The following is a 1,078-nucleotide window of genomic DNA, read 5'->3' as shown; positions in this document are numbered from 1 at the left end:
GTTATAGCCAATTACACAGGTGTTCGGTTGAGACAGAGCCGCATGGATTTGGGCAATAAACTCCGGTTCGGGCAGCCCTTTTTTCAGTGCGAGTTGCGGGGTAATGCCTGTGACCAAACAAGCTTCTGGGGCCGGCAAGTAATCATTGGGGGGCTGACAAATTAGCACCAGAGGCTCGCCAATAATATTAAAATCACTGTCGGTGCGAACGCCAGCAAATTGGCAAGGCCTGTCTTTACCCGGATGGGTACCGAACGTCTCAAAGTCGTAAATAAAAAAGGTTGGCTGGTCCGCGTCTGTCACAATCGAATCCAATTTGATCAAACAAAAGAAAGCAGAGTCAATACCCTGCGATAAGTGCTCATGGTAACACTGGCAGGACGTATCACCAATCCTGTCGGTGATAAGATCAAATGCATCAAAGCCTGCAACGAGGCAGGCTCTGATCGATCATCTACAAACAAAAACGCATTAAGAGGCAAGGCGCTTCAGTGTTTGCTTCGCCTCGTCGATGGCTTTTGTCGCGCTTTCTTCGCCCATGGCGAGGCCTTCTGCATAGACAAACTCGACATCTGTGATCCCAATAAAGCCAAGCACCGTTTGCATATATCCGGTGACATGATCCGTGTCTCCTCCTTTATGCATCCCCCCTCGTGTGGTGACCACAATGGCGCGCTTACCGGTTAGCAGGCCTTCAGGACCGTTTTCGGTATAGCGGAACGTTACCCCTGCACGGGCAACCAGATCAATCCATGCTTTTAGCTGCACGGGGATGGTAAAGTTATACATAGGTGCCGCGATCACTAGAGTATCGCTTTGTTGTATTTCTTCAATCAGTTGGTCCGATGCCTGTTGCACCTGTTGTTGCGGCTCAGTGAGCTCGTCTGCGCCACGCAAACCACCGACGTTATTTCCTGTTAGCGTAGGCAAAGGAGTCGCCGCCAGATCACGCTCAATCAGCGTCTCTGGAGACAGGGAATCCACTACACTGTCAATGACTGTGTTTGAGCTAGAGTAGGGGCCGAGAATGCTTGATTTTAAGACCAGCGCTTTCATATATTTCTCCTTAAAATGGGAT

2 protein-coding genes are annotated in these 1,078 nt (G+C 49.8%); both read right to left on the bottom strand.

The features are described 5' to 3' along the window. Positions 1-303: exonuclease domain-containing protein (locus BZG79_RS15910; protein WP_277920016.1), on the bottom strand; the 303-nt coding region annotated here is incomplete at its 3' end. 168 nt (positions 304-471) lie between these two features. Beyond that, entirely contained in the window at positions 472-1,056 is a 585-nt protein-coding gene (locus BZG79_RS15905; protein WP_077774896.1) for an FMN-dependent NADH-azoreductase, read from the bottom strand. Positions 1,057-1,078: the final 22 nt, after the last annotated feature.

Source organism: Salinivibrio sp. MA427 (assembly GCF_001996115.1).
GTDB lineage: Bacteria > Pseudomonadota > Gammaproteobacteria > Enterobacterales > Vibrionaceae > Salinivibrio > Salinivibrio costicola.
Note: the sequence above shows the minus strand (reverse complement) of the source record. Positions and strands in the feature narration are given on the sequence as shown.

Bases quoted from the DNA above. Each gene is read 5' to 3' on its own strand.
- BZG79_RS15905 (WP_077774896.1), bottom strand. From the start codon at position 1,056: ATGAAAGCGCTGGTCTTAAAATCAAGCATTCTCGGCCCCTACTCTAGC.